Raw genomic sequence first — 24,613 nt, forward strand, 5'->3', positions numbered from 1 at the left:
CCGCCACGCAGGCGCGATACACGGCAGGGAGGGCCGGAATGGACGTCTTTTCGACCCTTTTCCTGTTGCTGATAGCCCCTGCCGCCGGCTCCTTCATGGCGGTGCTGGCGGACAGGTTGCCGCGCGGCGAGGACGTGGTCACGGCGCCGTCACGCTGTCGTGCCTGCAAGGCGCGGCTGGGCCTGCGTGATCTGGTGCCACTTCTGTCCTTTCCCCTGCTGCGCGGGCGCTGTCGCCATTGCGGGGCGCCGGTGCCCGGCTGGCTCTGGCTGATGGAACTGGCGGCGCTGGGACTTGCCGTATTGGCCCTTTTGCGCGGCGGCACCGGGTGGGAGGTCTGGTGCTCGGCCCTCCTGCTGTGGCTGCTCTTGGCGCTGGCGGTCAGCGACCTGCGCAGTTTTCGCCTGCCCGATGCCCTGACAGCCGCGCTGGCGGCGCTGTGCCTCGGCGTGGCCTTGGTGCAGGGGGCGTTGCTGTGGGCGCTGGCGGGCGGGTTGATCGGTGCGGGCAGTTTCATGGCGCTGCGCATCGCCTATGCCGCCCTGCGCGGGCGCGAGGGGCTGGGCCTGGGCGACGTCAAGCTGATGGCAGGCCTTGGCGCGCTGACCGGCCCCGCCCAGTTGCCCCTGCTGGTTCTGGTCGCGGCGCTGATGGCGCTGGCCACGGCCCTGCTGCGGCACCGCGCGCCGAAAGGCGACCTGCCGCTGCCCTTCGGCACCGCGCTTTGTGCCAGTGCCGGCCTGCTGTGGCTGTTGCGCGAAACCATCCTCTAGGCGCATAAACCGCTCGCACATCGCGTCAGGATCGTTAGGGTCGGGCGCCACGACCTGCCCGTGAAACGGAGCCGCCATGACCACCTCTTGCCGCCCCTTCCTTTCTGCCGTCCTGGCCAGCGCACTGGCGCTGTCCCCGCTGCCATTGGCAGCACAGGACGCCGCCGACCCGCCTCCCGAGGCGCAGGACCTGCCCGAGATGGCCAAGATCGAACAGGCCTGGAACCGGGGCGATTTCGTGACCGTGCGGCAGGGGCTGAAGGTGCTCGCCGAAGAGACCGGCACCGCCCTGGCACAGTACCGCTATGGCCGTATCCTGATCGAGGGGCGCGGCGGCCCGCGCGACCCCAGGGGCGCGGCGCTCTGGCTGGAACGGGCGGTCGAACAAAACCACGCCGAGGCGGCGACCCTGCTGGCGCGGCTCTACCTCAGCAACGTCCCCGGCGGGCCGGAACGGGACGCGACCCGCGCGGCAGAGCTGTTGACCCGGGCTGCAACGCGTGGCGATGCCCAGGCGCAATACCTGCTGGCCCTGCTGTACCAGAACGGCGACGGGGTCGAACGCGACACGGATGCCACGTACAACTGGCTGCTGGCCGCCGCCGAACAGCGCCATGCCCAGGCGCAGTTCGCCCTCGCCGCGATCCATCTCAACAGCGAAACGGGTGACCGCGACGAGGGGATACGCTGGCTGCGCGCCGCCGCCGGACAGGGGATCGCGGATGCACAGATTCAACTGGCAACCCTGCTGGATACGGCCGACACGCCCGTGACCAACCGCGCCGAGGCGCTGGACTGGTATCGCCGCGCCGCAGAATCGGGGCATGTGCTGGCCCAGCGGATGCTGGGCACGCGCTACCTGACCGGCGACGGTGTGAGCGCCGATCCGCAAGAGGCGCTGCGCTGGCTGGGACAGGCGGCGCAGGCCGGCGACGCGGGCGCGATGAGCAACCTTGGCTATGCCTTTGCCGCCGGGCAGACTCTGCCACAGGATATGACGCAGGCGGCCCTCTGGTACGGCCGGGCCGCGGAGCATGGACTGGGCCGGGCGATGGTGGCGTTGGCCCGCATGTACGAGACGGGCACAGGGGTGACAGCGAATTTCGATACGGCAGTGGCGCTTTATACCCGCGCTTTGGAAACGGATGACGACGCTCTGGCCCGGGTCGAGCTGGGGCGGCTGGCCGCCGCCGGGCAGTTGGACGGGCGCGTCGCGCCGCAGCGCGCCGTGCCCTGGGTCCTGGCCGCGCTGCGGGCTGGGAACGCCGAGGCGCTGACCTGGCTGGAAACCCGCGCCGAGGCGGACGATCCCGCTGCGCAATCGGCATTGGGGCGGCACCTGCTGGACAGCGACGAGGCGCACCGGGACGAGGCCGTCGCCCTGCTGCGCTCGGCCGCCGACCTGGGCAACGGGCCGGCGCAGTTCGCGCTGGCGGGTCTGCTGGCGCGCGGCGATCACGGCGACGCCCCGGATTATGTCGAGGCGCACAAGTGGTACAACATCGCCGCCACCTTTGGCCATCCGGACGCGCCCGAGCAGCGCGAGGTGCTGGGAAACCTGATGACACCCGAACAGCTGGCACAGGCCCAGGCCGCCGCTCGCGCCTGGTTCGAGGCCGACGCAGAGCGCGGGCCGGCACTCGGGGGGAATTGACCGTGCGCGCCGCCATTTCCGCGCTGGCGATCGCGCTGGCCCTGGTCAGCCCCGCGGTCCAGGCGCAGACCGATCCGCTGGCCGCCATGCGCACGGCGGCAGAGGCCGGGGACATGGCCGCGCAGCTGGCGTTGGCCGAACGGTTCGAGACCGGCGACGGAGTGGTGCAGAACTTTGCCCGGGCGGCGCGCTGGTATGGCCTGGCCGCCGAGGCGGGCAGCCTGCAGGCCGCCAACCGGCTGGGCCGCTTGCACCATGCGGGCCTTGGCGTGCCCCGCGACATCCCCCGGGCCATCGAACTGCTGGAACGCGCGGCCAAGGGCGGCGCGGCAGAGCACCTGCATGACCTGGGGCTGGTTCTGGAAAGCACGCAAACTGACGATGCCAGCCTGGCGCGTGCTGCCGATCTCTATCGCAGGGCCGCGCAGGCAGGCCATGTCGAGGCCGCGGTCAGCCTGGCCGTACTGCTGCAGAACGGCACCGGCGTACCACAGGACTTCGAAGAGGCCGCAAGGCTTTATCGCCAGGCCGCAGACCAGGGACACCTGCGCGCGCTCAACAACCTTGGGTTGCTGTATGTCCGGGGCAACGGCGTCGCGCAGGACTATGAACGGGCCGCCGACCTTTTCAAGGCCGCCGCGGACCAGGGGCTGCCGCAGGCGCTGACCAACCTCGGCGTCCTTTACGAGAACGGATTTGGCGTTCCGCAAAGCGACGCGCTTGCCATGCAGTACTATCGGCGTGGCGGCGAAGGCGGCGGCACGAAGGGCGCGCAATCGCCGCAGGTGATCTACGATCCCCGGCTGGCCCCTCCTCCCACGGACCAGGCCGGCCTGAAGGTGCTTGAACGGGCCGCACGCAGTGGCGACCCGGTAGCGGAATTCCAGTTGGCCTTCATGATGTTGCAGCAAGGCACCACAGACCCGCGCAGCGCGATCCGGGCCGCCACATTGCTGCGCCGGGCCGCCGAGGCCGGGCATGCGCCCTCGATGGCCAACCTCGCCATGATGTATTTCCGGGGTTCGGGTGTGCCACAGGACTATGTCATCGGGCAGATGTGGCTTGTCCTTGCCGGGTCCGCCGGTTTTGACGGCGCCACCGGGCTGAACGCGCAATGGAGCGCCCGCATGACCGCTGACCAGGTCAACGAAGCCCAGAAACGGGCTGAGGCGAAATGGTCCGAGTGGCGCGATGCCGAAAATTAGAAATACACGCAAAACGCGTGATTTCCTTGACCAAACGTAACATGACGATGCATAGTTCGCTCAGATACGGGACGCGGTGCCGCCGCGGCCCCATGATTTCGTTGCACGGGACAGATATGCGGATTTTCCGATACATACCCATCATCGCGACCGCGCTGACCACCAGCCTGGCCGGCATGGCCCAGGCCGCCGATCCAGTGGCGCAACACAACTCGACGGCTTTCTGGTTCGTGAACTGGCTGGGCCTGACCAATGCCACGCTGGATGTCGTCTCTCCGCAGGGTGAGGTGACGACGGTCTTTGCCTCTTCGGGCACGCCGGTCTTCGAGCTGGACCGCGCCAAGGCGATGGACGGGGTTTATCGCTACGAACTGACGGCGGCGACGGACAAGCAGGTCAAAGTCGTGAACCCGATGAACAACGGGCGCGGCGACCTGGCATCCGACATGGCTGCGGAATCCTTTTACCTGACCGGTCAATTCATCGTCTCGCGGGGCGTCATAACGACCCCGGACGAAATGACCGAAGACGACAACTGAATTTTAAGACATCAAAGGCGCAAAAGGAACAAGAACATGAGCAAAGCCAGCTTCCCGACCCGTGGACTTGCAGCGGCGGGCCTCGGCGCCTGCATGATGATCGGCCAGCAGGCCGCGGCTGACCAGGTTTTCCTCGATGATGTGATCGTGGACGGCAGCCTGTGCGTCGGCACCGACTGCGTGAACGGCGAAAACTTCGGCTTCGACACGCTGCGGCTGAAGGAAAACAACCTGCGGATCAAGTTCCTGGACACGTCGAACAGCGGCAGCTTTCCCAGTGTCGACTGGCAGATCGTCGCCAACGACAGCTCTAACGGCGGGCTGAACTACCTGGCCTTCCAGGACGACAGCACCGGGCGCATCCCCTTCCGTGTCGAGGCCGGCGCGCCGGCCAACTCTCTCTACGTCGAAGCCGATGGCGACCTGGGCATCAAGACCGCGCAGCCGGTGGTCGACATCCACGTGGTCGAGGGCAACACCCCCACCCTGCGCCTCGAGCAGGACGGGTCGGACGGGTTCGCCCCGCAGGTCTACGACATCGCCGCGAACGAGGCCAACTTCTTCATCCGCGACGTGACCAACGGCTCTCGCCTGTTCTTCCGCGCCAAGCCCGGCGCCCCCGAGGACAGCCTCTACATCGATTCGACCGGCGAGATCGGCATCGGCACAGACGCCCCCAGCGAGGCACTGCATGTGCGCCGCTCCGATGGCACAGCGACGCTCTATGTCCAGGAGGTCAACGGGTCGGTGGCGCTGCGCAACCTGATCAAACTGGACAACAACGGCGAGGTGGGCCTGCGGATGCAGAACACCGACACCTCGGACAAATGGGCGCTGGCCACAGCCGGCGGCGGGTTCATCATCAACGGCAACGGCGGCGCGGCAGAGTTCACGCTGGGCGCGAACGGCGACCTGACGATCACCGGCTCAATCACCACCACGGGCAGCTGTTCTATCGGCTGTGACGCGGTTTTTGACGCCGATTACGATATCCTGCCGATCTCTGCCCGCGCGCAGATGATGTACGATCTGGGTTACCTGCCCAACGTCGGCCCCACCGCAGAGGCGGGCCAGTACGACCTGACCAAGAAGGTCCTGGGCATGCTGAACGAACTGGAGCACGCGCATATCTACATTTCGCAGCTGAACAAGCGGATCGAAGTGCTGGAAGAAGCGCTGGCCACCCAGGTCGATTGAGCCGGGGGCGGGGCTGTGCCTCCGCCATGAAACGGGTGTGACACGCGCCCCGTCTGCCCCCGCAGGCGGGGCGTTTTCACGCCGCATGCACCGTGCACGGGCCACGCCCTGTGGCTGGCACGGCAACACCAAGTGAAAGACCGGCCAGAAGGTCGGCAGGATTCAAGAGGGACACATGATCTCGGACACCCAAAGCCCCCGCACCGACTGGCTGCGCCTGGGGTTCGCATTGGCCATTGTCGTCGTGCTGGCCTATCTCTTCTGGACCGGATCGCGCTACCCCGCGCTTGGGGAAAAGGCCATCATGTCGGGCGCCATCCAGTTGGAGGACCCGCTGGGCTTCGAGGCGAAATTCGCCCTGACCGAGGACATGACCGTGCTGGAGCGGATGTTCTGGTCGACGCTGAACTGGATCAACACCAACAAGAAGGGCATGACCTTCGGCGTGCTCTTTGCCGCCGCCTTTCTGACCGCCGCGCCCTATGTGCGGCGCAAGAGCTTCAAGGGAAGTTTCGCCAACAGCGCCCTGGGCCTGGTCATCGGCACGCCGCTGGGCGTCTGCGTGAACTGTGCCGCACCGATCGCACGGGGGATGTATTCCGGGGGCCTGAGGGCGGAAACGACCCTGTCGGCCATGATCGCCTCGCCGACACTGAACGTCGTCGTGCTGACCATGCTGTTCAGCCTGCTGCCGGTCTACATGGCCGTGACCAAGATCGCGCTCAGCCTGCTGGTCATCCTCGTGGTCGTGCCGCTGATCTGCCGAAATCTGCCGGAAACCGAGCTGCCCCCGGCGCAGCGCGTGGCCACCGTGCCGCCAGCCCCGCTGCCGGGTGTGCACCACGCCGTCAAGGACGTGGTCATTGGCTACCTGAAGAACCTTTGGTACATCTTCAAGATGACCGTGCCGCTGATGTTGCTGGCAGGCATCCTGGGCGCCGTGGTCGCGACGCTGCTGCCGCAGGACCTGATCACCGGACTGGCCTTCAGCCTGGTTGCGCTGGTGCTGATCGGCCTTGTCGGGGTCTTTCTGCCGGTGCCTATCGCCTTTGACGTGGTTGTCACGGGGGCGCTGTTGGGGGTCGGGCTCAGCCACGGCTACGTGATGGCACTGCTGTTCACCCTGGGCAGCTTCAGCATCTATTCCTTCTTCATCGTCGCGCAATCCGTGGGCATGCGGGCCGCCGTCCAGCTGGGTGCCAGCATAGCCGTGCTGGGCATCCTCGCAGGCGCCGGGGCGCATTACTACCACGACTGGCAGACCGACCGCGCACTGCGCCTGCTGACCAGCGAGGCCCAGGAACCGCAGCGCCTGCTCTGGGCCGCCGAGGCCGCCGAGGGCGATCCTTGGACCGTGACCACCGAGGACGCGCCCCGCATCATCGTCGAGCCGCGCCCCTTTGCAGATCCCTCGCCCGCCGCCGACCGGGGCTTTACCCGGCTTGAAGGTTGGGAAATCGGGCTGGATCAACCGATCGAGTTCACGATGGCCGACATGTGGCCGCCCTTCTGGGAGGGCCGCAGCCTGGCCTCGGGCGACATCGACAATGACGGTGACATCGACCTGGCGGTCGCCTCGACCGAGGTGGGCCTGCGACTGTTCGCCAATGACGGGAGCGGCCAGTTCACCCCGATGGAGATCAACCTGGGCGAACTGGCCAATGCGCCGGTCTTCAACGCGGCGATCGTGGATATCGACAACGATGGGTTCCGTGACCTCTTCCTGGCGACCTACCGGGGCGGCAATTTCGTCATGATGAACGGTCCCGACGGGTTCGGTGCGCCGCAGAAGGTGGAAAACACCGAGGGGACCTTTTTGACGATGGCGCTGAGCTTTGGCGACGCCGACCGCGACGGCGACCTGGACCTGGGCCTGGGGAACTGGTCCGCAGGCTGGTATCGCCGTATCCCGGGTGAGGAATCGCGCAACCGCGTGGTCTGGAACGAGGACGGCGCGCTGACGGGCACATCCTACACCGTGCTGCCCGGCATCCCCGGCGAGACACTGTCGATGCTGTTCACAGACCTTGACCGGGATGGCGACCAGGACCTGCTTTTGGGCAACGACTTCGAGATCCCCGACTATTTCTACATGGGGGACGGCAAAGGCGGGTTCCGCGCCGTGACCTACCAGGACGGAACCATGCCGCATACGACCACCACGACGATGGCGATCAAGACGGCGGACCTGATGAACGACGGCGCACCGGAACTTTACCTGGCGCAGATCGCCGGGCGGTCCTCGGGCGTGTCCAACATCCTCAAGATGCAGCCGCTGGAACACTATTGCGCGATCATCAAGCGCGATGACCTGCGGGCGACCTGCGAAAAGAACATGGCGATCAAGACCTGGTACAAATCGGGCAACAGCTTTGACCCGACCTATGCCAGCCGCTGCCAGGAACTGACCGGGCGCGACCAGGTGGAATGCAAGGCCATGCTGATCAAGGACCTGGCGATCCAGCGCAAGGATGCCGCGATCTGCGACATGATCCCCAAAGACCAGGTCAAGGCGCATTCCTACTGCGTGGTGCACTTCAAGCCGCCGCGCCCGATCGAGGCGCAGGAGGCCGACGCCGCCCTGCCGCAGATCAAGAACTACAACGTGCTGCTGACGCCGGATGGCGCGGGCGGCTATGCGGATGTGGCCAAGGACTGGGGCCTGCACATCGGCGGCTGGAGCTGGGACACCAAGATCGCCGATTTCGACGAGGACGGCTGGAAGGATGTCTATATCGTCAACGGCACCTGGGTCCCGAACGAGGTCAGCCCGTCGAACCTGTTCTTCCGCAACACCGGCAAGGGGTTCGTGGAATCCTCCGGTCCCTTCGGGCTTGAGGATTACCTGATGACCGCCGCCGCGACGCGGTTCGACATGGACGGCGACGGCGACCTGGACATCGTGACCTACACGGTGAACGGGCCGCTGGCGGTCTTCCGCAACAACGCGCAGGACAACAAGGCGCTGACGGTGAGTTTCGAGGACCTGCAGGGCAACCGCGACGGCATCGGCGCCGAGGTCACGGTGACGGATTCGCAAGGCGTGACGCGGATGCAGGAGATCCAGCTTGGCGGCGGCTTCATGTCCTTCGATGCGCCGGTGGCGCATTTCGGGCTGGGCGACGCGGACAAGGCGGTGCGCATCGCGGTCCGCTGGGCCGATGGCGGCGAAACGGTGATCGAAGGCGATTTCGCGCCCGAGACCCAGTACCTTATCCGCCGTTCCGCCCCCGAATAAGGCACGAGGGCGGCCTGAACGGGCCGCCCCGCGACTGCCGGGACAGGGTTCCGGCGCCTTGAATGGGCGGATTACCGAGTGCGTCCGCCCCTGCCCGGATCAACCCCGTTGAACCCGGCCCGCTTTCACGGCAAGTAGAGGGGGTTCCCCTCAGGCATCGGAAGGTCATGGCCAAGCTCTACCACGTCCCCCTCTCGCCCTTTTGCCGCAAGGTCCGTCTCAGCCTCGCCGAGAAGAAGATCGAATGCGAATTGGTCGAGGAGCGTTACTGGGAGAAAGACCCGGATTTCATGCGCCGCAACCCGGCGGCAAAGGTGCCGGTGCTGCGCATCGACGGCAAGATCATGGCCGAGTCGGCGGCGATCTGCGAATGGATCGAGGAGAAATACCCCGAACCGGCGCTGATGCCGCGGTCCGCCGACGCCCGCTACGAGGTGCGCCGCCTGGTCGGCTGGTTCGACGACAAGTTCCACAATGAGGTCACGTCGAAACTGCTGTACGAGCGGGTCAACAAGAAGGTGATGAAGGCTGGGTTCCCCGACAGCGGAAACGTCAAGGCCGGGGCCAAGGCGATCAAGTATCACCTCGACTACATGGCCTGGCTGCTGGATCACCGGCGTTGGCTGGCAGGCGACAACATGACCCTGGCCGATTTCGCCGCCGCCGCGCATCTGTCGGCGCTGGACTATATCTCGGACGTGGACTGGAACCGGTCGAGCGTGGTCAAGGACTGGTATGCCAAGATCAAGTCGCGTCCGGCCTTCCGCGCCATCCTGGCCGACCAGGTGCCGGGGTTCCCGCCGCCTGCCCATTATGCCGACCTGGATTTCTGAAATCGAGGCGATCTTTCTGCGAAAGATCGGTGGGGGCGCTGCCCCCGTCCCTGCGGGACTCCCCCGGAGTATTTTTGCCAAGAAGAAGCAGGGGGAGTCGTGAGGGAACTGACCGAACGCCTGAAGGACGAAGCGCGGGCCATCGGCTTTGCCCAGGCGCGCATCTGCCGGCCCGGCGACGTGCCCGAGGTGATGGGCAGGCTGCGCGCCTTCCTGGACCGGGGTTATCACGGGCAGATGGACTGGCTGGCGGATCGGGTGCACTGGCGCGGGGCGCCCGATGTCCTCTGGCCCGAGGCGCGGTCTGTCATCATGCTGGGTGAGAATTATGGCCCAGAGCACGATCCGCTGGAGGTGTTGGATCGGCGCGACCGGGCGGCGATCAGCGTCTATGCCCAGCACCGCGATTATCATGACGTGGTCAAGAAGCGGTTGAAGCGGCTGGCGCGCTGGCTGATCGCCGAGGCGGGCGGCGAGGTGAAGGTCTTTGTCGACACCGCGCCGGTGCCGGAAAAACCCTTGGCGCAGGCGGCGGGGCTGGGCTGGCAGGGCAAGCATACCAACCTGGTCAGCCGCGAGCTGGGATCCTGGCTGTTCCTGGGCTGTGTGTTTACCACGCTGGAGCTGGAGGTGGACGGGGCCGAGCGCGATCACTGCGGATCGTGCCGGGCCTGCCTGGACATCTGCCCGACCGAGGCTTTTCCCGCGCCTTACCAGCTGGACGCGCGGCGCTGCATTTCCTACCTGACCATCGAGCACAAGGGGCCGGTGGACGAGGCGCTGCGGCCCGCGCTGGGAAATCGGATCTACGGCTGTGACGACTGCCTGGCGGTCTGCCCCTGGAACAAGTTCGCCCGCCGCGCCGAAGAGGTGAAGTACCACGCGCGCCCGGACCTGCTGGCGCCGCCGCTGGCGGACCTGGCCGTTCTGGACGACGCGGCGTTCCGGGCGCGGTTCTCCGGCTCTCCGATCAAGCGGATCGGGCGGGACCGGATGGTGCGGAACACCTGTTATGCCATCGGCAACTCTGGCCGGCCCGAGCTGAGACCCGTTGTCCAGTCGCTTTGCGAGGATGCGGACCCGGCGGTGCGTGACGCGGCCCGCTGGGCCGTGCTGCGCCTGGGATCGGAACAGGGGGACGGGCGCTGAGCTGCCATCTCAGCGCCCGGAGCGACACCTCGGTTTCTTGGGAGAAAGAGCTTGTCACTCGACCGTTACATGGCAGCCACACCCGGTTCGCGCAAGAGGCGCGCAAGGCAACGTGAGGTCCGTGACAACGGGCTTTGATTTGCGCCGATGAAACCCATGTTATGCAGGGACAGGACAGGACCCGATCCGAGAGGAGAACAACTTGGCAAAATATGAACGAAGACCGGAGGTTATCCACAGCCTGACGCCCGAGCAGTTTCACGTCACCCAGGAGAGCGGGACAGAGCGCCCGGGGACCGGCGAATACTTGCACATGAAAGAGCCGGGCATCTACGTGGACGTGGTTTCGGGCGAGCCGCTGTTCGCCAGCGCCGCGAAATACGAATCGGGCTGCGGCTGGCCGAGCTTTGTCAAACCCATCGAGCCGGACAATATCGTCGAGCTGCGCGACACCACGCATGGCATGATCCGGACCGAGGTGCGGTCGCGCCACGGGGACAGCCACCTAGGCCATGTCTTCCCGGACGGGCCGATGGACCGGGGCGGCCTGCGCTACTGCATCAACTCGGCCTCGCTGCGGTTCATCCACCGTGACGACATGGCGGCCGAGGGCTATTCTGATTACATCGACCAGGTGGAGGAGATCGAATGACAGACCGTGCTGTTCTGGCCGGAGGCTGTTTCTGGGGCATGGAAGAGCTGATCCGCAAGCTGCCCGGGGTCGAGAAGACCCGCGTGGGCTATACCGGCGGTGACGTTGCCAATGCCACCTATCGCAACCACGGCACCCATGCCGAGGGGATCGAGATCCTGTTCGATCCGGCAAAGATTTCCTACCGGCAGCTGCTGGAGTTCTTTTTCCAGATCCACGACCCGACCACGCTGAACCGGCAGGGCAATGACATGGGCATGAGCTATCGCTCGGCCATCTACTATGTCGACGAGGACCAGCGGCAATGCGCGCTGGACACCATCGCCGACGTCGAGGCCAGCGGGCTCTGGCCCGGAAAGGTGGTGACCGAGGTGGAACCCGTGGGCGATTTCTGGGAAGCGGAGCCCGAGCACCAGGATTACCTGCAACGTTATCCGGGCGGGTATACCTGCCATTTCCCGCGCGCCGACTGGGTGCTGCCCAAGCGCGACGCAGCGGAATGACACCGGGGAAGCCATGCGTTTGCGCATGGCTTCCTTGCCACATTGGGCAATCCCTATTCTCCGGCCCTCCGCCTATATGCGGGAAAGCTCAGGAGATTGGAGAACGGATATGACACCAGAGGCATTCTGGGACGGGATTGCAGAGAAATACGCCAAGCAGCCCATTGGCAACACCGAGGCCTACGAGGCCACGCTGGACCGGGTGCGGCATTGGCTGCGTCCGGACATGGCCGTGCTGGAAATCGGCTGTGGTACCGGCACGACGGCGCTGAAGCTGGCCGGGAATGCGGGGCAGATCCTGGGCACCGACGTCTCTGGAGAGATGGTACGCATCGCGAACGAAAAGGCCGCGCAGGTGCCGAATGTCAGCTTTGCCACTGCTCCCGCGGAAAGTGCCGGGGCCGGGCAGCCCTTCGACGCGGTGCTTGCCTTCAACCTTTTGCACCTAGTCGCGGACAGGGCGGCGGTTCTGACCCATGTGCGCGGCCTGTTGCCCGAGGGCGGGCTGTTCATCTCCAAGACGCCCTGCCTGGGTGGCAAACCCTGGTTCCGGCCGCTGATCTGGGCGCTTCAGAAGGTCGGCAAGGCGCCCGGCCCCGTCCATTCGCTGCGGCCCGGTCAGATCGAGGACGAACTGCGCGCGGCCGGTTTCGAGGTGGTGGAAAGCGGAGGCTATCCGAAAAAGCTGCCCAACTGGCTGGTCGTGGCCCGCGCGGTCTGACCGCGCATTTCCCTGCAACCCGGGCATCCGGTTACGGGAACGGGATTTGACTTGTGCCCCTGAGCACCCCAGATAGTCTGTCGAGCCGGGAAACAGGACAGTCACCGGATATCAGGGGTATTTGCGTAAAGGCCAACCGTTGCCTATTGTGCGCGATCTTTCGGCAATAGGGCAACGGGACGAGGCAGGACTACGTGACAGCAGGGTCGACCATTCGAGGCGGAATCATAAGGAAACTCTTTTCCTTGATCAGGAAAACCGGCGCGGAATTCGCGCTGCCGATGCTGCAACGGCCCCGGCAGTTGCAGACGGCTGCCCTGTGTTACCGCATCGACGACGGTCACAAACGCGTCCTTTTGATCACCAGCCGCGGCACCGGGCGCTGGGTCATCCCCAAGGGCTGGCTGATGCGCGGCAAGAACGCCAGCGAGGCCGCTGTCGTGGAAGCCTGGGAAGAAGCCGGGGTGCGCCCGGGCCGGACGGCAGAGCGTCCCATCGGCACCTATGTCTACGACAAGATCAAGAATTCGGGCCTGCCGGTCACCGTCGAGATGCTGGTCTTTCCGGTCGAGGTCCGGTCGCTGGAGGATCGGTTCCCCGAAGCCCGTGAAAGAGTGCGCCGCTGGGTCACGCCAACTGAGGCAGCAGGAATGGTTGACGAGCCGGGACTGAGGCAAATTCTCCTCGATTTCGGGGACAATTGACCCTGCAACCGTGTTGATCTTGCTCCGAGGCCGCATTTGACATAGGCCCCCCGGCCAAACGGGGGGAAATGCATGTCGGACGAACACCTGGATCCAAGTCACCTGGAGACGCTTGACCGCGACCTGGGCCGGCTTTCGGCGCTGGAACAGGCCACGGCCTATGTCAGCCGCCCGATGATGGGCTTTGGAATCGCGCTGATCTTCGTGGTGTTCGCGGGACTGGTCGCGGCGCTTGTCTTCGGGCAGACCAACAACACCTTCATCGTTGTCGTGGCCGCCGCCTTTGGCGCCTACATGGCGCTGAACATCGGTGCCAACGATGTGGCCAACAACATGGGGCCCGCCGTGGGCGCCAATGCCATGTCGATGGGCGCGGCCATCGTGATCGCCGCGATCTTTGAAAGCGCCGGCGCCCTGCTGGCCGGGGGCGACGTGGTATCGACCATCGCCAAGGGCATCATCGCGCCGGAAAGCCTGGGCACCTCCGGGGCTTTCATCTCTGCCATGATGGCGGCGCTGCTGGCCTCGGCGCTTTGGGTGAACCTGGCGACATGGATCGGGGCGCCGGTCTCGACCACGCATTCGGTCGTGGGCGGCGTCATGGGCGCCGGGATCGCGGCGGCAGGTTTTGCCGCCGTCAGCTGGGGCCAGATGAGCGCCATTGCCGCCAGCTGGGTGATCTCTCCCCTGCTGGGCGGGCTGATCGCCGCCGGGTTCCTGTGGTTCATCAAGGCCAACATCATCTACCGCGACGACAAGATCGCCGCCGCGCGCAAATGGGTGCCGGTTCTCGTCGGCATCATGGCAGGGGCCTTTGCCTCGTACCTTGCGGTCAAGGGCCTCAAGAAGATCGTCAAGATCGAGCTGGGCAGCGCCCTGATGATCGGCGTCGGGGTGGCCGTGATCGCCTGGCTGATCATGATCCCGGTGGTCCGCAGGCAATCGGCCAACCTGGAAAACCGGAACAAGTCTCTCAAGGTGCTGTTCGGCATCCCGCTGATCGTTTCGGCGGCGCTGCTCAGCTTTGCGCATGGGGCCAATGACGTGGCCAACGCGGTCGGCCCGCTGGCCGCCATCGTGCAGGCCTCGTCGACCGGCGATTTCACCCACGCGGTGGAAATCCCGCTGTGGGTCATGGTGATCGGCGCGCTGGGGATTTCCTTTGGCCTGTTCCTCTTCGGGCCGAAGCTGATCCGCATGGTGGGCAACCAGATCACCAAGCTGAACCCGATGAGGGCCTATTGCGTGGCGCTTTCGGCGGCGATCACGGTGATCGTGGCCAGCTGGCTGGGCCTGCCGGTCAGCTCGACCCATATCGCCGTGGGCGGGGTCTTTGGCGTCGGGTTCTTCCGCGAATGGGACACCGAGCGGCGGATGCGGAAATCCAAGAGCGCGATCACCGGCCTGCCGGCCCTTGCGCCCGAGGAACGCCGCCGCCGCAAGCTGGTGCGGCGGTCGCACTTCATGACCATCGTGGCGGCCTGGGTCATCACCGTGCCCGCCGCCGCGGCGTTGTCTGCGGGCCTGTTCCTGGTGATCCAGGGCATCAGCGGCTGAGCCTTTCCACCCTCAAGGGCCCTGTCACTCCCGTTTCACCGGGCTGGGCAAGTCCCTTGGGTGGCGCGGCCTGGCGCGCGCCAGGTCCGCGCGCAGCTCTGCCGGACCTCGATCCGTCGCAGGCGCCACCCCCTGCCCCGCCCCGGGCGTCAGGATGTGCCGCAACAGCGCCACCGGATGCGCCCGCAGGGACAGGCGCATGGCGACGTAATCCTCGACCACCTGTTCGCCCTCCGTCATCTGCGGCAGGCAAGCCGCCACCTCGGCAATGGCCTCGCCGTCCAGATCCCGCGAGAAGAGCGGCAGCTCCCCGCCCGTCTTCAGCGCCTTGGCCTGCCACAGCGCCTCGCGCCGGGAGAGGCCGAGGGCGGCAAAGGCATCCGCCTCGGCCAGCCGTTCCAGCACCGCGGGCGCCAACCCGGCCCGGCGCCAGACATCGGCCACCTGCATGTAGCCGTTGCCCCGCGCATGGGTCAGCCAGGTGGCCTCTTCCTCGGCCAGTCCCTTGATCTGGCGAAAGCCCAGCCGCAACGCCAGCCCGCCCTTGCCGTCCGGTTCCATCACATTGTCCCAGTAGCTGGCATTGACGCAGACCGGCCGCACCAACACCCCGTGTTCGCGCGCATCGCGCACGATCTGGGCGGGCGCATAGAACCCCATCGGCTGCGCATTCAGCAGCGCGCAGGCAAAGATCCCCGGGTGATGGCATTTCAGCCAGGCCGAGGCATAGACCAGCAGCGCAAAGCTGGCGGCATGGCTCTCGGGAAAACCATAGGATCCGAACCCCTCGATCTGGGAAAAGCAGCGTTCGGCAAACGCCCGGTCATAGCCCTTTTGCGCCATGCCCCGCAGGAACAGGCTGCGAAACTCGCTGACATTGCCGTGTTTCTTGAAGGTGGCCAGCGAGCGGCGCAGGCGGTCCGCCTGTTCCGGGGTGAAGCCCGCGCCGGTGATGGCGATCTGCATGGCCTGTTCCTGGAACAGCGGCACGCCCAGCGTCTTGCCCAGCACCTCGCCCAACTCGTCCGAGGGGAATTGCACCTTTTCCTCGCCGTTGCGACGGCGGATGTAGGGGTGCACCATGTCGCCCTGGATCGGGCCGGGGCGGATGATCGCCACCTCGATCACCAGGTCATAGAAGGTGCGCGGCCGCATCCGGGGCAGGAAATTCATCTGTGCCCGGCTCTCGACCTGGAAGACGCCCACGCTGTCGGCCCTGCACAGCATGTCATAGACCGCGCCATCCTCGGGCGGCAGGGTGGCCAGCGTGTGCCGCGCCCCGTGGTGACGCGCCACCAGGTCAAAGGCCTTGCGGATGCAGGTCAACATCCCGAGCGAGAGCACATCGACCTTGAGGATGCCCAGAGCGTCGATGTCATCCTTGTCCCAGCAGATGACGGTCCGCCCCTCCATCGCGGCGTTTTCCACCGGCACCAGTTCATCCAGCCGCCCCTCGGTGATGACAAAGCCGCCGACATGCTGGCTCAGGTGACGGGGAAAGCCGATGATCTCGTAGATCAGCTCCATCGTCAGCATCAGGCGGCGGTCGTCCGGGTCCAGCCCGATCTCGGCCATGCGCTGCCGTTCCAGCCCCTGCGCGGAAAAGAACCCCCAAAGCTGCGAGGACAGCGCCCCGATCGTGTCCTGGCTCAGCCCCATCGCGGCGCCGACCTCGCGGATGGCGCGCTTGCCCCGGTAATGGATCACCGTGGCACAAAGACCCGCGCGGTGGCGTCCGTAGGTCTCGTAGATGTGCTGGATCACCTCCTCGCGGCGCTCGTGTTCGAAATCCACATCGATATCGGGCGGTTCGTCCCGCGCCTCGGACACGAAACGCTCGAATACCATCGTCCCCACCTCGGGGCTGACAGAGGTCACGCCCAGGCAATAGCAGGTGATGGAATTGGCCGCGGAGCCGCGCCCCTGGCAGAGGATCCCGCGCGACCGGGCAAAGGCGACGATGTCCCGGACAGTCAGGAAATAGGGCTCGTAATTCAGCCGCGAGATCAGATCCAGCTCATGCGCCAGCATCTTCTGCACCTTCTCCGGCGCCCCCTGCGGATAGCGCCAGGCCAGCCCCTCATGCGCCAACCGCGCCAGCCGCGCCTGCGCGGTCTCGCCCTGCGCGATCTCCGACGGGTACTCGTACCGCAGGGACGCGATGTCGAAGGCGCAGCGCGCCGCCAGCGCGGCAGCCCGGTCCACCGCCTGCGCATGTGGACCCAGCAGGCGGCGCATCTCGTCTTCCGAGCGCAGCCGCTGTTCACCGTTGGCCAGCGCCGCCCGGCCTAGTTGATCCACGCGGACCCCGCTGCGGATCGCCGTCAGCACATCCGCCAGCCGCCGCCGCCGTCCGTGGTGCATGACGGGTGCCGCCGTGGCCACGGTGGGCAGGCCCAGCTCCGTCGCCAGCGCCGCCAGCCGGTCGAACCGGCGCGCATCCTCGCCATCATAGCGCGGCGCCAGTGCCAGGTGCATCCGCGCGCCCTGCCCCCGCACCAGCGCCGCCACATGGCCGCACCAGCCCGCCCCAACCCGGTCCGGCGCCAGGAGGATGAACTCCAGCCCCTCCACGCCCTCCGGCAAATCCGACAGGTGCAGGTGACAGGCGCCTTTTTCCGCCCGCAGCCGGCCGGCGCTCAGCATCCGGCACAAATGCCCCCAGCCCACGCGCGACCCCGCCAGCGCCACCATCTCCACACCTTCGGTAAAGACCAACCGCGCCGCCGGGATCAGCCGGGGCACGTTGCGCACCGGCGCACGCGGCGGCACAGGCAGACCGGGCGGCGCCGGCGGGCCGATCACCCCGCCCTCTGTCTCCAGCCGCTCCAGCTCCGCCACCTGCCGCGCGATCTCGCGCCCCGCGCTATGCGCCCGCACGATACCCGCAACAGAATTCACATCCGCCAGGGCAATGACAGACACCCCCGCAAGTGCCGCACGCTCCATGTACTCTTCCGGGTGCGAGGCCCCGGTGAGAAAGGAGAAGTTCGAGGTGATACAAAGCTCGGCGAACATGCGGGGCAATATATTCCCCCTTTGTTCTCATTTCGAGTCCACAGAACGCTGCCCGGACCCCATGCTTCTTCTTGGCGGAAATACTCCCCGCCGGAGGCACCTCGAGGAGGGAGCCGGAGGCGGACCGACGAGATACAAAGCGCGGGCCCCGAAGGGCCCGCTCAATTGGATCAGACGCCGGATTTCACGATGGCCTCGGCCAGCAGCGGCACGGTCTTCGCGTTCAGACCCGCGATGTTCATGCGCGAATCGCCCACCATGTAGACGCCGTGATCGCGGCGCAGGGTCTCGACCTGTTCAGGCGTGGCACCCAGGCGCGAAAACATGCCGCGGTGCTGCGCGAGAAAGCCGAACCGGTCCGACCCCGACAGGCGCTGCAATTCGCCCGCCAGTTGCTCGCGCAGGGCCAGCATGCCGGTGCGCATCTCTTCCAGTTCCGCCTGCCACTCGGCCTTCAGCGCATCGTCGCTCAGGACATAGGTCACCAGCCGCGCGCCGTGGTCCGGCGGGAATGAAAAGTTCTGCCGGTTGAGATAGTTCAGCGTGCCCTGGTTCAGCGTCTTCGCGCCGCCGTCCTGCGCCACGGCCATCAGCAGGCCGGTGCGCTCGCGGTAGATGCCGAAGTTTTTCGAACAGGAGGCCGCGATCAGGCATTCCGGCACCGACGAAGCCACCATGCGCACCGCTTGCGCATCCGCGTCCAGCCCGTCGCCGAACCCCTGGTAGGCCAGGTCCACCATCGGCGTGGCGCCGGTCTTGTTCAGGAGGTCGATCAGGGCCTTCCACTCGGTCGCGTTCAGGTTCGCGCCGGTCGGGTTGTGACAGCAGCCGTGCACCAGCACGATGTCGCCTTTGCCCGCCTGAGCGAGGTCGGCCATCATGCCGTCGAAGTTCACGCCGCCGCTTTCATTGTCGAAATAGCGGTACATGACCGTCTCGATCCCCATGTGTTTGAGGATCGACAGGTGGTTGGGCCAGGTCGGATCGCTGACAAAGACGCGGACTTTCGGGTTGGCCATGCGCGCCATGTCAAAGGCCTGGCGAACCGCGCCTGTGCCGCCCGGCGTCGCCGCCGCGGCCACGTTCTCACGCGCAACCGCATCGCCCAGCACCAGCGCCACCATGACGTCGGCAAAACCCGGATCGCCGGCAAGCCCGGTATAGGCCTTGGTCTGTTCGTCTTCCCAAAGCTGCTTTTCGGCGGCCTTGATCGCCCGCATGATCGGCGTGTTGCCATCGGCGTCCTTGTAGACGCCGACGCCAAGGTCGATCTTGTCCTCGCGCGGGTCCTCGCGGAAGGCCTGCATCAGCATCAGGATCTTGTCGGCGGGTTGTTCCTTGATCGTCTCGAACATCTCTGTCTCCGGTTATTCCGCGGGTCCCGTGGCGACGGGCAGCGTCGGGAAGGCGCCCCATTCCGCCCAGGACCCGTCATATAGCGAATGGTCGCTCTTGCCGATGCGTTCCATCGCAAGACTCAGGATCGCGGCGGTCACACCCGACCCGCAGGTGGTGATCGCGGGCTTGGCCAGGTCCACGCCCGCCGCCACGAAGACCGCACGCAGCGCATCTGCGTCCTTCAACGTGCCGTCTTCGGTCAGGAGGCTGCGGTAATGGACATTTTTGGACCCCGGGATATGCCCCGCCCGCAGGCCTTCGCGCGGTTCGGGTTCCTCGCCGGCAAAGCGCGACGGCGACCGGGCGTCGATCACCTCGGTGTTCTTCAGCTTGGCGGCGGCGGACACCTGGGTCACGTCGCGCACCAGGTGGTTCTGGCGGCGCACGGTCATGTGCCGGTCGCGGACGATCGGATCCATGTCCTCGATCTCGCGGCCCTCGGCCTGCCACTTGGCGAACCCGCCGTCCAGCACGGCGATGTCATCTTTGCCCATCAACTTGAACAGCCACCAGACCCGGGCGGCGGAAAAGATCCCGGCGCCATCGTAGACCACGACCTGGTGGCCGTCGCCCACGCCCATCGCGCGCATCCGCGACATGAACTTTTCCGGCGGCGGCGCCATGTGCGGCAGGTCCGACCGCGCATCCGAAATTTCGTCGATGTCGAAAAACCGGGCGCCGGGAATATGTCCGGCGTCGTATTCGGCACGGGCATCGCGGCCCATGTCGGGCAAGTACCAGCTGGCATCCAGGATCCGCAGGTCGGGATCGTTCAGGTGTTTGGCCAGCCACTCGGTCGAAACGAGCGTTTTGGGATCGTCGGCGAACATGGGCCCCCCACAGCGGTCATTACCGTGTGCTTAGGCAAGAGGGCCACCGCTTGCAAGCGCGTCGCGCCGCGATCTGTCCTCCGGGGCAGGAAATGCCACCCCGGAGACCGGCGCATTACTTCGACATCATGCCACGCAGCGCGCTGACCACGGCCAGAACGACACCTCCGCCGACACCGCCGCTGGCAACTTGGCCGATGATCGTGCCGATATCCAGCCCGCCCACAGCACCGGCCTGCCCGGCCACGTCTGGCGCGCCCAGCATTCCCAGCAGGGTACTGCCCAGGCCACCCCCGACAATACCCGCTATCGAGTTGATCAGCGTGCCTTGGTTGATGCCCTTGACCAGCCCGCCGGCAAGGTTGCCGCCGACCGCGCCCGAGATCAGTGCAATGAAAAGTTCCATGTCCACTCCCTTTCCTGCGCCCCACCAAGGGGCGCGGACTGGGTAGCGGGCCGGGCAGGCCAGCGATAAGGGAATGGCGCGCAGGCTTTCCCCGCACGCGCCGTCGGGGTCAGCCGCGTTCCTTCAGCAGGCGCTGCTTTTGGCGGTTCCAGTCGCGCTTGGCCTCGGTCTCGCGCTTGTCGACGTTCTTCTTGCCCTTGGCGATGCCGATCTTGATCTTGGCGATACCCTTGTGGTTGAAATACAGCACCAGGGGCACCAGCGTCATGCCCTTGCGCTGGGTCTCGTTCCAGAGCCGGGCCAATTCACGCTTGGAACACAAGAGCTTGCGCCGCCGGCGCTCCTCGTGCCCGAACATCGCGCGCTCGTAGGGCGCGATATAGCTGTTCACCAGCCAAAGTTCGCCATCCTCAACCGCCGCATAGCTCTCGGCGATGTTCGAGGTGTTCTCGCGCAGGGATTTCACCTCGGACCCGTTCAGCACGACGCCGCATTCGAGGTCATCCTCGATCGCGTAGTCAAAACGGGCGCGCCGGTTCTCGGCGATCACCTTGTAGTTCGGGTTGCTGTCGGGTTTCTTGGCCATGATGCGCCTAGATAGTCACTGGCGCGGGGCCTGTCCACCACCCGCGGCGGGTCTCGGACTTGACAATCAGCGCCGGTCGCAGTGCCTAGGTGACAGACCCAGACCAAGAGGCAGAGATGAACCGCTACCCCCGCGACATGATCGGCCACGGCCCCCACCGCCCCGACCCGCAGTGGCCCGGCGGCGCGCGGGTCGCGGTGCAATTCGTCCTGAACTACGAGGAAGGCGGCGAGAACTGCCTGCTGCACGGCGATGCAGGGTCCGAAGGGTTCCTGTCGGACATTCCCGGCGCCGCGCCCTGGCCGGGACAACGCCACTGGAACATGGAATCGATCTATGAATACGGCGCCCGCGCCGGATTCTGGCGCCTGCATGACCTATTCACCAGCGCGGGCATCCCGCTGACGATCTACGGCGTCGCCACGGCGCTGGCCCGCTCCCCCGAACAGGTCGAGGCCATGAAGGAGGCGGGCTGGGAAATCGCCAGCCACGGTCTGAAATGGATCGAACACCGCGACATGCCCGAGGAGGAGGAACGTCAACAGATCGCCGAGGCAATCGCCCTGCACACCGAGGTCGTCGGAGAGCCTCCGCGCGGCTGGTACACCGGGCGCTGTTCCATGAACACCGTCGCGCTGACTGCCGAGACCGGGCAATTCGCCTACATCTCGGACACATACGACGACGACCTGCCCTATTGGAAAGAAATCGGCGGGCGTGCCCAGCTGGTCATCCCCTACACGCTCGAGGCCAACGACATGCGCTTTGCCGGCGCGCCGGGCTGGGTGACGGGGCAGGACTTTGGCCAATATCTCTGCGATGCCTTCGACACGCTTTATGCCGAGGGAGAGGCCGGGAAATCCGCGATGATGAGCGTCGGCCTGCACTGCCGTCTCATCGGACGCCCGGGCAAGATCGCCGGGCTGAAACGCTTTCTCACCCATATCGCCGCGCATGAGGGTGTCTGGACCCCGACCCGCCTGCAAATCGCCGAACACTGGGCCGCCACCCACCCGCCGATCACGACAGAGCGCCCCTCGCAGATGGACCGCGACACCTTCGTGACCCGGTTCGGGGGCATCTACGAACACAGCCCCTGGGTCGCGGACCGCGCCTGGGATCTGGAACTGGGTCCGGCGCACGACCGCCCCGCCGGGCTGGCCAATGCGCTTGCCCGCGCCTTTCGCCGCGCCACCGAACAGGAACGGCTGGGCGTGCTGCGCGCCCACCCTGATCTGGCCGGGAAACTGGCCGCTGCGCGCCGCCTGACCACCGAAAGCACGGCCGAACAGGCCAGCGCGGGCCTTGACGCCCTGACCGACGAGGAGCGCGCCCGCTTTTCAGAACTCAATGACGCCTACACCGAAAAGCACGGGTTCCCCTTCATCATCGCCGTGCGCGACCATGACAAGCAGGGCATTCTCGCCGCTTTCGAACGACGCCTTGGCAATGACAGCGAAACGGAGTTCACCGAGGCCTGCCGCCAGGTCGAACGGATCGCACGCCTGCGCCTCGACGCCCTGCTCTGACGCCCCCTCTACCGAAAGGAAAGGACATGCCTCAGATCATCGCACGACCGCTGACGCAAAGCGCCTTTGCCCCTTTCGGCGAAGTGCTGGAGGTCATGGGACCGCCCGACAAGCTGATCAACGCGGGAAAATGCGGCCGCCACCATGACATCGCGAAGTTGGATTTCGGTCCCGGCGGGCGGGCCGGCATCAGCCTGTTCGATGCCGAGCCGCGCGCCCTGCCCTACCTGCTCGACCTGGTCGAACGCCACCCGGATGGCAGCCAGGCCTTCCTGCCCATGCACCGCAATCCCTGGCTGGTCATCGTGGCTGAACCGGGCGACAGGCCCGGCGCGATCCACGCCTTCCTCGCCGGACCCGGGCAGGGGGTGAATTTCCATCGCGGCACCTGGCATGGCGTGCTGACGCCTCTGTCCGCGCCCGGCCTCTTTGCCGTGGTGGACCGGATCGGGGAGACCGCCAACCTCGAAGAGGTCAGGCTCGACCTGCCGGTCGAGATCGTCCTGCCCTGAGCATCAAACGAAAGAGGGGCCTCCGCAGAGACCCCTCTCTCCCCCGGGTCGGGGACTGCTCGATCCTGGGTGCCGGAGGCGTTACCAGCAACGCTGGCCGTGGCGGTTCCAACCGTTGCGGCATCCGTTGTGATGGCCGCCGTTGCGTTTCCATTTGCCGCCGTTGTGGTGCCGCTTTTTCCACTTGCCGCCGTTGTGATGGCGATGCTTCCAGTGCCCGTTGTGCTGACGCTGAATCACGACCCGGCCACGATGTTGGTTTTCGATCGCCTGGCCAAGAATGTAGAGTCCGACGGCAGCGCCGAGGAACCTCTTGAGGTCGTCGTTGTTGCGGGCCTGCGCCGGCGAGGCCGCGGTCAGCGACAGGGCCAGCGCACCGGCAGCGACGATGGATGTGATGAGACGTGCAGACATGAGGTGTTCTCCTCTCACGGGTAAGGGTCGGAGCCGCGTCAAGTCAGCGACTCCCGACCCCAGCGTCCTGCCGGCCTGTCCGGCGGCTCAATATCAGCCCGTGGATATTGGATAACCGCCCTGCCAGGCCCTTCGCGTTATTGAATTTCTCGACCGGGCAGCGCAGTTTGGGATCATGTCCCAAACCCGGCGTATCCTCATGTCCCCGACCCTTGCCCGCCTGATTTCCGCTGCTCTCGTCATTGTCGCCCTGGCCATGCCCGGCGCCGCGGCGGCGGATTGCTACATCCATTACAAGGCCAAGCGCGACACGCCCAAATACGGGCTGCACTACGGCATCGTGCGCAGCTCGGGTTCTTGCCCGTCGTCGCCGGAACGCGCCGTCCGGTCGCGCATTTCATCGGGCGGATGGGTCGTTCTGGGCATCGTCAAGGTCACCAATTCGCCCCCTACCGCATCGGAACTCGAATTTGCAAAGCAACACTATTACCGCTAGCGAAAGCCGCCGTTCTGGCAGCCGCATCGTCACGCTGGGCATTGTCGCCATCGTGACCATCCTGGGTCTGGCCGGGGCCGTCCTGCTGCTGACCCTGCCGGACGGCAATGCCTTCAACGCGCGTGTCGAACGCATCTTCCTGGAAAACGACAACCTTGCTAGCCAGGCCGAGGTCAAGCTGCTGGAGATCCTGGCACAGTCCGGCACCGCCTTTTCCGACACGCTGGCCAGCTACCGCGTCGTGATCTTCGTGCTGCTGGTCTTTTCCGCCGCGCTGCTGGTCGCGGCGCTGGTCTTTCTGGTGATGCTGGTGTCGCTCAACCGGCGGATGGCCCAGATCGAACGATCCGGCATCGAGGTGTCCAGCCTGATCATCTCGCGCGAGGAAAATACCGTCTACCTGAACACGATGGGGTTCAAGCTGACCGATGCGATGATGGAAACGCTGGCCGTCCTGGCCGAAGCCCGGCTGGACGACGAGATGCTGACCGGCAGCCAGATCGAGGCGGTTATCTCTGGCAAGGCCGAGGCGGATTGCGACGAGGCCTCGGGCGCGACGCGGATCAAGCGGCTGCGCGACGGTCTCGGCAACCAGATGGTCAGCGAGTTGCTGGTCAAGAACATCGCCCGCCGGGGCTATATGCTGGCCATCGACAAGGGCGTGATCGAGGTCGTCTGAACCACTCGGAGGACCGCCCC

The 24,613-nt window shown here is 66.0% G+C and carries 23 protein-coding genes; 17 read left to right on the forward strand and 6 right to left on the reverse strand.

The annotated features are described in order from the left end of the window. The first annotated feature begins 38 nt into the window (after positions 1 to 38). From G9Q80_RS22940 to G9Q80_RS23000, 13 genes are all read left to right on the forward strand, one after another. Complete coding sequence (locus G9Q80_RS22940; protein ID WP_088715627.1) at positions 39 to 773, forward strand: prepilin peptidase; 735 nt, start codon at positions 39 to 41, stop codon at positions 771 to 773. Positions 774 to 849: 76 nt separating this feature from the next. Further along, positions 850 to 2,427, forward strand: coding sequence for an SEL1-like repeat protein (locus G9Q80_RS22945; protein ID WP_088715626.1), 1,578 nt, complete (start codon positions 850 to 852; stop codon positions 2,425 to 2,427). Positions 2,428 to 2,429: 2 nt separating this feature from the next. Beyond that, the gene (locus G9Q80_RS22950; RefSeq protein ID WP_088715625.1) at positions 2,430 to 3,632 is read left to right on the forward strand and encodes a tetratricopeptide repeat protein; all 1,203 of its coding nucleotides are present in this window, start codon (positions 2,430 to 2,432) and stop codon (positions 3,630 to 3,632) included. Positions 3,633 to 3,748: 116 nt separating this feature from the next. Continuing rightward, positions 3,749 to 4,171: a hypothetical protein gene (locus tag G9Q80_RS22955; RefSeq protein ID WP_043141559.1), complete on the forward strand. Its 423-nt coding sequence runs from the start codon at positions 3,749 to 3,751 to the stop codon at positions 4,169 to 4,171. A gap of 36 nt (positions 4,172 to 4,207) precedes the next feature. Beyond that, entirely contained in the window at positions 4,208 to 5,368 is a 1,161-nt protein-coding gene (locus G9Q80_RS22960; protein WP_074622618.1) for a hypothetical protein, read from the forward strand. 175 nt (positions 5,369 to 5,543) lie between these two features. Next, positions 5,544 to 8,606, forward strand: coding sequence for an FG-GAP-like repeat-containing protein (locus tag G9Q80_RS22965; RefSeq protein WP_088715624.1), 3,063 nt, complete (start codon positions 5,544 to 5,546; stop codon positions 8,604 to 8,606). 167 nt (positions 8,607 to 8,773) lie between these two features. Next, positions 8,774 to 9,439 carry an FtsZ-binding protein FzlA gene (gene fzlA / locus G9Q80_RS22970; protein WP_069209385.1) on the forward strand — a complete coding sequence of 222 codons (666 nt, stop codon included), beginning with the start codon at positions 8,774 to 8,776 and terminating at the stop codon, positions 9,437 to 9,439. A 99-nt stretch (positions 9,440 to 9,538) separates the two neighbouring features. Further along, a complete protein-coding gene (gene queG, locus G9Q80_RS22975) occupies positions 9,539 to 10,588 on the forward strand; it encodes a tRNA epoxyqueuosine(34) reductase QueG (RefSeq protein ID WP_088715623.1) in 1,050 nt (349 codons plus the stop codon). Positions 10,589 to 10,790: 202 nt separating this feature from the next. Continuing rightward, positions 10,791 to 11,240: a peptide-methionine (R)-S-oxide reductase MsrB gene (gene msrB / locus G9Q80_RS22980; RefSeq protein WP_043141550.1), complete on the forward strand. Its 450-nt coding sequence runs from the start codon at positions 10,791 to 10,793 to the stop codon at positions 11,238 to 11,240. Further along, positions 11,237 to 11,743 carry a peptide-methionine (S)-S-oxide reductase MsrA gene (gene msrA, locus G9Q80_RS22985; RefSeq protein ID WP_043141546.1) on the forward strand — a complete coding sequence of 169 codons (507 nt, stop codon included), beginning with the start codon at positions 11,237 to 11,239 and terminating at the stop codon, positions 11,741 to 11,743. Before msrB ends, msrA begins: the two co-directional genes overlap by 4 nt. Before the next feature lie 109 nt (positions 11,744 to 11,852). Continuing rightward, a complete protein-coding gene (locus tag G9Q80_RS22990) occupies positions 11,853 to 12,464 on the forward strand; it encodes a class I SAM-dependent methyltransferase (protein ID WP_088715622.1) in 612 nt (203 codons plus the stop codon). Between the two features lie 245 nt (positions 12,465 to 12,709). Next, complete coding sequence (locus G9Q80_RS22995; RefSeq protein ID WP_308421213.1) at positions 12,710 to 13,168, forward strand: NUDIX hydrolase; 459 nt, start codon at positions 12,710 to 12,712, stop codon at positions 13,166 to 13,168. Positions 13,169 to 13,240: 72 nt separating this feature from the next. Continuing rightward, on the forward strand, positions 13,241 to 14,725 hold the full coding sequence (locus G9Q80_RS23000) for an inorganic phosphate transporter (RefSeq protein ID WP_088715621.1): 1,485 nt from the start codon (positions 13,241 to 13,243) through the stop codon (positions 14,723 to 14,725). A gap of 24 nt (positions 14,726 to 14,749) precedes the next feature. Here G9Q80_RS23000 and G9Q80_RS23005 read toward each other — a convergent pair whose 3' ends face one another. From G9Q80_RS23005 to smpB, 5 genes are all read right to left on the reverse strand, one after another. After that, positions 14,750 to 17,743: an error-prone DNA polymerase gene (locus G9Q80_RS23005; RefSeq protein WP_088715620.1), complete on the reverse strand. Its 2,994-nt coding sequence runs from the start codon at positions 17,741 to 17,743 to the stop codon at positions 14,750 to 14,752. Between the two features lie 170 nt (positions 17,744 to 17,913). Beyond that, entirely contained in the window at positions 17,914 to 19,098 is a 1,185-nt protein-coding gene (locus G9Q80_RS23010; protein ID WP_088670205.1) for an amino acid aminotransferase, read from the reverse strand. A gap of 12 nt (positions 19,099 to 19,110) precedes the next feature. Then, a complete protein-coding gene (sseA, locus tag G9Q80_RS23015) occupies positions 19,111 to 19,971 on the reverse strand; it encodes a 3-mercaptopyruvate sulfurtransferase (protein WP_043141533.1) in 861 nt (286 codons plus the stop codon). Positions 19,972 to 20,086: 115 nt separating this feature from the next. Continuing rightward, a complete protein-coding gene (locus G9Q80_RS23020; RefSeq protein WP_172430871.1) occupies positions 20,087 to 20,377 on the reverse strand; it encodes a hypothetical protein in 291 nt (96 codons plus the stop codon). 109 nt (positions 20,378 to 20,486) lie between these two features. Next, a complete protein-coding gene (smpB, locus tag G9Q80_RS23025; RefSeq protein WP_043141528.1) occupies positions 20,487 to 20,963 on the reverse strand; it encodes an SsrA-binding protein SmpB in 477 nt (158 codons plus the stop codon). A 116-nt stretch (positions 20,964 to 21,079) separates the two neighbouring features. Between smpB and puuE the strand changes: the two genes are divergently transcribed. Both puuE and G9Q80_RS23035 read left to right on the forward strand, forming a co-directional pair. Next, positions 21,080 to 22,492, forward strand: coding sequence for an allantoinase PuuE (gene puuE / locus G9Q80_RS23030; RefSeq protein WP_088715619.1), 1,413 nt, complete (start codon positions 21,080 to 21,082; stop codon positions 22,490 to 22,492). A gap of 26 nt (positions 22,493 to 22,518) precedes the next feature. After that, on the forward strand, positions 22,519 to 23,004 hold the full coding sequence (locus tag G9Q80_RS23035; protein ID WP_088715618.1) for an ureidoglycolate lyase: 486 nt from the start codon (positions 22,519 to 22,521) through the stop codon (positions 23,002 to 23,004). 81 nt (positions 23,005 to 23,085) lie between these two features. Here the strand turns inward: G9Q80_RS23035 and G9Q80_RS23040 are convergent, their stop codons facing one another. Further along, positions 23,086 to 23,418, reverse strand: coding sequence for a hypothetical protein (locus G9Q80_RS23040; RefSeq protein WP_088715617.1), 333 nt, complete (start codon positions 23,416 to 23,418; stop codon positions 23,086 to 23,088). Between the two features lie 175 nt (positions 23,419 to 23,593). Here G9Q80_RS23040 and G9Q80_RS23045 point away from each other — a divergent pair, with 175 nt between their 5' ends. Together G9Q80_RS23045 and G9Q80_RS23050 are read left to right on the forward strand one after the other, a co-directional pair. Beyond that, positions 23,594 to 23,914 (forward strand): hypothetical protein, encoded by a 321-nt coding sequence (locus tag G9Q80_RS23045; protein ID WP_246870571.1) that lies wholly within the window; start codon positions 23,594 to 23,596, stop codon positions 23,912 to 23,914. Further along, entirely contained in the window at positions 23,889 to 24,593 is a 705-nt protein-coding gene (locus tag G9Q80_RS23050) for a winged helix-turn-helix domain-containing protein (protein WP_043141518.1), read from the forward strand. Before G9Q80_RS23045 ends, G9Q80_RS23050 begins: the two co-directional genes overlap by 26 nt. Positions 24,594 to 24,613 lie beyond the last annotated feature (20 nt).

Origin of the sequence: Mameliella sp. LZ-28 (genome assembly GCF_012274245.1) — a bacterium.
Lineage (GTDB): Bacteria > Pseudomonadota > Alphaproteobacteria > Rhodobacterales > Rhodobacteraceae > Antarctobacter > Antarctobacter albus.

Coding starts and splice junctions, on each gene's coding strand:
- G9Q80_RS22945 (WP_088715626.1), top strand. CDS start 850: ATGACCACCTCTTGCCGCCCCTTCCTTTCTGCCGTCCTGGCCAGCGCA.
- G9Q80_RS23010 (WP_088670205.1), bottom strand. CDS start 19,098: ATGTTCGAGACGATCAAGGAACAACCCGCCGACAAGATCCTGATGCTG.
- smpB (WP_043141528.1), bottom strand. CDS start 20,963: ATGGCCAAGAAACCCGACAGCAACCCGAACTACAAGGTGATCGCCGAG.
- G9Q80_RS23020 (WP_172430871.1), bottom strand. CDS start 20,377: ATGGAACTTTTCATTGCACTGATCTCGGGCGCGGTCGGCGGCAACCTT.
- msrA (WP_043141546.1), top strand. CDS start 11,237: ATGACAGACCGTGCTGTTCTGGCCGGAGGCTGTTTCTGGGGCATGGAA.
- puuE (WP_088715619.1), top strand. CDS start 21,080: ATGAACCGCTACCCCCGCGACATGATCGGCCACGGCCCCCACCGCCCC.
- G9Q80_RS23000 (WP_088715621.1), top strand. CDS start 13,241: ATGTCGGACGAACACCTGGATCCAAGTCACCTGGAGACGCTTGACCGC.
- G9Q80_RS22940 (WP_088715627.1), top strand. CDS start 39: ATGGACGTCTTTTCGACCCTTTTCCTGTTGCTGATAGCCCCTGCCGCC.
- sseA (WP_043141533.1), bottom strand. CDS start 19,971: ATGTTCGCCGACGATCCCAAAACGCTCGTTTCGACCGAGTGGCTGGCC.
- fzlA (WP_069209385.1), top strand. CDS start 8,774: ATGGCCAAGCTCTACCACGTCCCCCTCTCGCCCTTTTGCCGCAAGGTC.
- G9Q80_RS23035 (WP_088715618.1), top strand. CDS start 22,519: ATGCCTCAGATCATCGCACGACCGCTGACGCAAAGCGCCTTTGCCCCT.
- G9Q80_RS22960 (WP_074622618.1), top strand. CDS start 4,208: ATGAGCAAAGCCAGCTTCCCGACCCGTGGACTTGCAGCGGCGGGCCTC.
- G9Q80_RS22955 (WP_043141559.1), top strand. CDS start 3,749: ATGCGGATTTTCCGATACATACCCATCATCGCGACCGCGCTGACCACC.
- G9Q80_RS23045 (WP_246870571.1), top strand. CDS start 23,594: ATGTCCCAAACCCGGCGTATCCTCATGTCCCCGACCCTTGCCCGCCTG.
- G9Q80_RS23005 (WP_088715620.1), bottom strand. CDS start 17,743: ATGTTCGCCGAGCTTTGTATCACCTCGAACTTCTCCTTTCTCACCGGG.
- G9Q80_RS22990 (WP_088715622.1), top strand. CDS start 11,853: ATGACACCAGAGGCATTCTGGGACGGGATTGCAGAGAAATACGCCAAG.
- G9Q80_RS22965 (WP_088715624.1), top strand. CDS start 5,544: ATGATCTCGGACACCCAAAGCCCCCGCACCGACTGGCTGCGCCTGGGG.
- G9Q80_RS23040 (WP_088715617.1), bottom strand. CDS start 23,418: ATGTCTGCACGTCTCATCACATCCATCGTCGCTGCCGGTGCGCTGGCC.